We start from the raw sequence: 5,700 nt of genomic DNA on the forward strand, positions 1-5,700 counted from the left end.
GCTACCTCGCCGGCCTCCATCTGCGCGCCTCAATGATCTGGGTCAAGCACCTCACCCGGACCACCACTTGATCACGACTCGATACGCGCCCTAGTGCCGTAACCCGAGAGCGCCGGAGGCGTCGCGGACGTGGGCCGCGGCCCACCGGCCGTTGTAGGCGGCCGAGTCGGTCCACGGGAATCCGAGGTAGTCGCCGGCGAGCACGATGCGCGAGTGCGCCGGAAGCTCCGTGCGGTAGCGACGGACGAGCGCGGCGCGCCCGGCCTGCGTCGTCGGCATGGCCTGGTCCCAGCGCACCACATGGGTGCCGATCACCCGCTGCTGGATGCCGGGCAGGTGCTCGCCCAGCAGTCGTAGCCCCGCGGCGGCGACCTCGTCGTCGTGCGCATCGCGAAGCCTGGCGGCAAGGTCGGGCGCGAGCATCCCCGTCACAAGGTCGCGACCGGCGGTCCGCGGCGCCGGTGTCCCGGTGCGCGAGGCCACCGCCAGCGCGGCCAGCCCGGACGACTCGGGAGGGAATAGCACTCCGTAGGCGCCACCGAGCTCGGATCGACGCAGCGGACTGTCCAGGGCATATCCGATGAGGAGTCCGGGGCTGTACTCGGTGGCCAGGAGCTGGGCCTCCACCGGCTCCACAGCCGGCAGCATCGCCGCGGTGGCCGCGGCGCCGGCGGTGATGATCACCACGGGAGCCGGCAGCTGCCCGGCCGGCGTACTCACCACCACCTGGTCATCGTCGGCGCGGACCTCGCTGACCGGGGTGCGGTAGGTGACGGGCACCCGCTCGGCCAGAGCGGCGGTCAGGGCGCCGAGGCCGCCGCGCAGGCTTACCACCGACCCGCCGCGCCCGTACATGCTCGTAAGCGCGGCTGCGAGCACGGCTGAGTTCTGGGCCATCGTCTGGAAGTAGAAGCCGTGGACGGCCGGCACGAGCACGCGGTCGACCAGCCCGGCCGGCAGGTGGTCCGCCGCCCACTGGTCCGCGCCGATGGCGTCGAACTCGGCCCAGGCGGCCAGATCGTCAGGGGGCAGCCTGCTGGCCAGTTCACGCGCCTGGCGCAGGCTCGCCAGCGCTGCCGTCGCCTGCCGGACGGGGAGCACTCCGGCGGTGAACAGGGTGAGCGGGTTGCGGGCGTCCATCGTGTAGGTGCCGTGGCCGTCCACCACGAGGGTGCGGGAGCTGGTGCGGCATAACCGGCTGGTCAGCCCGAGGTCCCTGATCAGCGCGGGCACGGTACGGTAGCCGGTGCTCAGGAACTGGGCGCCGCGCTCCATCGTCATCCCGGCCATGGCGTGGGAGGACATCCGGCCGCCGGGAGCCGCGCCGGCCTCCAGGACGGTGACGTTCAGGCCCGCCCCGGCCAGATCGTAGGCGGCGGCCAACCCGGCCAGCCCTGCCCCGACGACGAGCACGTCGGCGCCCTGTCCGCGAGTCATGATCGCGCCTCCGGACGGTCCTGCAGCAGCAGCCGCAGCACCGACTCGATGTAGCCGGTCAGGCCGCCGGCTCGGACGATCGGCAGCGTTTCCGGCAGCCGAGCCACGAACTCGCAGTGTCCGAGATAGGCGGTGTAGCACAGGGTCGCCCGCTGGATCGCCTCGCTGTTGCCGAATCCGAGCTGCTCGAACAACCCGGTCAGGTACGCGATCCGGCGCTGCATCACCCGCCGCAGCACCGGCGACACCAGCGGATGGTCGGCCACCGCCCACAGGCTGATCTCCACCTGGTCGTGGCCGGCGCCTTCGGCGGCGTGGACGAGCAGGGTCCTCAGCCGGGTGACGGGGTCGGGCTCGACGTCGAGCGCGAACAGCTTCGCCTCGGTCGCTCGCAGCTCCCACTCCCTGAGCACGGCTGTCAGCAGCGCCTCGCGGTGGGGAAAGTGCGCGTAGAAGCTGCCCTTCGTCGCGCCCAGCCGTACGGCGAGCGGCTCCACCGCCACCGCGGACAGGCCGCCTTCACCCAGCGCCTTGGTCGCCACCGCGATCCAGTCATCGGCCGATAGCCGAGCACGTTTCACAGCCATGAGCATACGCTACCGTATCAATACGCCACCGTATGAAGGGCAAAGGACATGCTGAACGTCCAGCACCGAGTGATCCATGCCTCCGCGGCCGAGGTTGGGGCCATCATCGACCGGGTGACCAGCCCCGACGAGAGCGTCTGGCCGGCCGCGGCCTGGCCGCCCCTCGTCCTCGACCGAGGCCTCGTCCCCGGCTCGCGCGGCGGTCACGGCCCGATCCGCTACCACCTCACCGAGTACAAGCCGGGCCGCCGCATCCTGTTCGCCTTCGAGCCACACAGCGGTCTCGACGGCCATCACGAGCTGACCATCACCCCCGAAGGACCCGACAGGTGCCGCTTGACCCACACCATCGACAGCGCCACCAGGGGTCGGATGCGAATCTTGTGGCCGACGATGGTCCGCTGGCTGCACGAAGCGCTGATGCGCGACCTGCTCGACAACGCCGAACGCGCCGCCACCGGGCGGCTCAGCGGCCCGCCCGCACGCTGGTCGCCGTGGGTTCGCCTGCTGCGGCGCACACACGGAGCCAAGCGCTAGGGGGCGAGTTCGGCGTGGGGCTTGCCCTTGCGCCCGGGGTGGCCGCGACCAGCAGGGTGGCGTCCCAGAGGCGGCCGGCCGCCTCCCCGAGAGATACGAGGACCGGCCCGAAGAAGGCGACACCAGAAGCGCAGGTCGAGCTCGTCGGTGTAGCTAGCCGACCGCGCCGTGGATCTGCAGAGCGGCACGGGCCGCCAAAGAGGCGGCGTCACCGGCGGCGTCCGCGGCACTCGATGTCGGGAGACGTCAACCGTTGAGCGCACGCCAGGAGGAGATGCGCACCGACGCCGGAGACAGGTGGAATGATCACAACCTGGTCTTCGCCTCCGGGGTGGGCACGCCGCTCGACGCACATAACGTCAGGCGCTCCTACCGCGCGATCCTCAAGAAGGCAGGGCTGGACCAGAAGGAGTGGACCCCTCGGGTGACGCGGCACAGTTCGTCTCGCTGCTCTCGGACTCGAGCGTCCCCCTGGAGAACATCTCCCGACTGGTGGGCCACAGCAACACGACGGTCACTGAGACCGTGTACCGCAAGCAGCTCCGTCCGGTGCTTCTGGAGGGGGCTGCGGCTATGGACCGGATCTTCCCGAGGGACTCATCCTCGCGGGAGGATCTGACGAAGTAAGACGATCTAGCCCTCATCCACGCTTGCCCCAAAGGACTGTCCATGCAGCGTTACCGCAGCCTCTAGCTGATGCCCCTGATCGTCGGATGGCTTAATTCTGGGAGGCTGCGCGGTTCTCGCTGAAGCGCCAGGCCCAAACAACGCAGTGACCTTCGTTGTGCTGCTATCAACGTTGGTGTTGGCGTGCCTGATCACCGCCGCGGTGATGATTGTGGCCGAGCGCTGGCCACGGTGAGCGATAGTCACTCAGTTAGTCACTCGGAAGATCAAAAAGGCCGTCTCTGCGAGCCAGAGACGGCCTTTGACCTGGGTGGAGCTGAGGGGATTCGAACCCCTGGCCCCTTCGACGCGAACTGCGGGCGCACCCATGACAACAGCCCTGTCACGCAGATCGGCCGCCGCGGCGCTGGCCCAGCCCGTGAGCTGATCGGATCGCTCGCCGTCCTGCGGCTTACACCGTATTCGCTTGGTTGCCTATCGGGACGTTCCTCAACCTGCTCGGCCCGGCGTCCGCGCCTGTGGACCGGCCACGCCGAGCTCAGCGAGCTCGGCGTGGCACGGTTCGCGCTCTCCCTGGTGCACGACCGGAAGGAGTCCACTCGCACGGCGTACGGGTCCGGGGTGCCCGGCCCCGTCTACTGAGTCGGCTTGGCCTCGTCAGCCGACCCGGTCTGCCCGCCGCAGAACACCTCCTTGACGAGCCCGTCCAGCAGCTTCTGGAAATCCTTTGCCGGGCCCCTGGTGGCCTCGTCCACCCAGGTCACCGAGCCGGTCATGGTCGTACTGCCGTCGGGCGAGCTGTACATCAGCGCCCCGTAGCCGTGCGGGGGGCTGCCGTTGTGCTGGTAGACGGTGCCGCAGTTCGAGCCCAGGTCCTGCACGAACAGCCCGAGGCCGTAGCCCATCTTCGGGTGCGGCTCACGCATCTCGGCCAGCAGCGTGGCCGGCAGGAGCTTGCCGCCGTTCAGCGCGGAGAAGAACGTGTGGAGATCCTGGGTGGTCGAGATCAGGTCACCGGCGCCGGCCAGCAGCGAGAGGTTCTGGCGGGAGACGTCGACCGTCTTCCACTGGCCGGCGTCCTGGTAGCGGTAGTAGCCGTGGGCGTGCGGCCCGGGCAGCTGCGTCCGGTTGCCCGGCACCACGGTGCCCGACATCCCGAGCGGCCGCAGGATCCGCCGCTGCATCTCCTCGGCGTAGGAGCGGCCGGTGACCTTCTCGATCAGCAGCAGGGCCAGCGTGTAGTTGGTGTTGGAGTAGTTCTGGTCCGTCCCCGGCTCGAACCGCGCCGGCTTGGACAACGCCAGCCGTACCAGCTCCTGCGGCCGGTAGCTGCGGAAGCGGTTGTCCAGCCACTGGTTGCCGGTGGCGGGGATCCCCGGCTCGAACCTCCCGTTGTCGTAGTACTCGCCGGTGTAGTTGAACAACCCGCTGGTGTGCTGCAGCATCATCCGCACCGTGATCCGCCGGTCCAGCCCGAGCTCGGGCAGGTAGCCGGCCACCGAGGCGTCCAGCCCGATCTTGCCCTCGGCCACCAGCTGCAGCACTAGGGTCGCGGTAAAGGGCTTGATGACGCTGCCCGTCCAGAACCGCCCGTTCGTCGGCGGCTTGGCGGCCTGGCCCAGCTTGCGCACCCCGGCGCTGCCGACCCACTCGCCCCGCTGATCGTTCACGCGCAGCTGCACCCCGGCGAAACCGGCATCGACGAACGCCTGCATGGCCTTCTGCAACTCCGGGCGATCCTGCCCGGCAGCGGCCTTCGACACGGCCCCGCTGTCCGCTGCGGCCACCCCGGGTGCAGCCGCCCCGGCCAGCAGCGCGGCCGCCAGCGCCGTGACCGCCACTCGCCGCAAGACCTTGCCGCGCAGCCTGGTCGCCGTGATCGCTGGTGGGGATTGGGTTTCCATTGTTCCTCGTCTCTGGTGTCGCGCTCAGGCGAAGAGCTCGCCGAGCGATTCGGGGTCGATGGGGGATGGGGCCGGGTAGTAGGCAGGCGGCTGCGGGCCCATCAGCTCGCCTACCAGGAAGTCCCATGTGCGCTTGCGGACGTAAAGCGGACAGTCGATGAATTGGTGCTCGGCCCCGGGCACGATGAGCAGCTCGACATCCTCATCGGCAGCGATGAGCTGGGTGACCAGCCGCAGCGTGTGGCCCGGGTGGGCCTGGTCGGTCATGCCGGCGGGCGTCGGCCAGGTGAGCGTGCCGGCTTGGCCGTCCTGGCGAGGCTCAGCCCGTCCCTGACCCGGCACGCCGCCGTGTCACCGGGGCCCGGACAGGACTCCGGACCAGCTACGGCTGCGCAGGTCGACATCCATCAAGCGGCGTCGAGGGCTGCCGTGATCTTGCGGGCCATCTCGGCCATGGTGGGGCTGGGCTCGCCCTGGTGGGTCCCGGCGGCCGCTTCGATGGCGACGATGACGGTGCCGCGGAAGTTGTCGGCCTCTGCCGGGGCCTGCTTCTTCAGCAGGCTCATGGCTGCCGTCAGGGCCGGCAGCACCTGGTCGGCGAGTTCGGC

General features: G+C 69.9%; 5 protein-coding genes and 2 pseudogenes. 1 reads left to right on the top strand and 6 read right to left on the bottom strand.

The annotated features are described in order from the left end of the window. Nucleotides 1–90: 90 nt before the first annotated feature. Nucleotides 91–1,437 (bottom strand): FAD-dependent oxidoreductase, encoded by a 1,347-nt coding sequence (locus AB0B45_RS51140; RefSeq protein ID WP_358146283.1) that lies wholly within the window; start codon nucleotides 1,435–1,437, stop codon nucleotides 91–93. Next, on the bottom strand, nucleotides 1,434–2,024 hold the full coding sequence (locus AB0B45_RS51145; RefSeq protein ID WP_358146285.1) for a TetR/AcrR family transcriptional regulator: 591 nt from the start codon (nucleotides 2,022–2,024) through the stop codon (nucleotides 1,434–1,436). The genes AB0B45_RS51140 and AB0B45_RS51145 overlap by 4 nt, the downstream gene beginning before the upstream one ends. Nucleotides 2,025–2,072: 48 nt before the next feature. Between AB0B45_RS51145 and AB0B45_RS51150 the strand changes: the two genes are divergently transcribed. Continuing rightward, nucleotides 2,073–2,561 (top strand): SRPBCC family protein, encoded by a 489-nt coding sequence (locus AB0B45_RS51150; protein ID WP_358146287.1) that lies wholly within the window; start codon nucleotides 2,073–2,075, stop codon nucleotides 2,559–2,561. Here AB0B45_RS51150 and AB0B45_RS51155 read toward each other — a convergent pair. The 4 genes and pseudogenes from AB0B45_RS51155 to AB0B45_RS51170 all read right to left on the bottom strand — a co-directional run. Then, nucleotides 2,491–2,682, bottom strand: a pseudogene (locus tag AB0B45_RS51155) (hypothetical protein); the annotation flags it as partial. The gene AB0B45_RS51150 and the pseudogene AB0B45_RS51155 overlap by 71 nt on opposite strands. Before the next feature lie 1,141 nt (nucleotides 2,683–3,823). Continuing rightward, nucleotides 3,824–5,092: a serine hydrolase domain-containing protein gene (locus AB0B45_RS51160; RefSeq protein WP_358146289.1), complete on the bottom strand. Its 1,269-nt coding sequence runs from the start codon at nucleotides 5,090–5,092 to the stop codon at nucleotides 3,824–3,826. Between the two features lie 24 nt (nucleotides 5,093–5,116). After that, on the bottom strand, nucleotides 5,117–5,359 hold the full coding sequence (locus tag AB0B45_RS51165; RefSeq protein ID WP_358146291.1) for a hypothetical protein: 243 nt from the start codon (nucleotides 5,357–5,359) through the stop codon (nucleotides 5,117–5,119). 140 nt (nucleotides 5,360–5,499) lie between these two features. Next, nucleotides 5,500–5,700: pseudogene (locus AB0B45_RS51170) on the bottom strand (hypothetical protein); the annotation flags it as partial.

Origin of the sequence: Nonomuraea sp. NPDC049152 (assembly GCF_040648355.1) — a bacterium.
In the GTDB taxonomy this organism is placed as follows: Bacteria; Actinomycetota; Actinomycetes; order Streptosporangiales; family Streptosporangiaceae; genus Nonomuraea.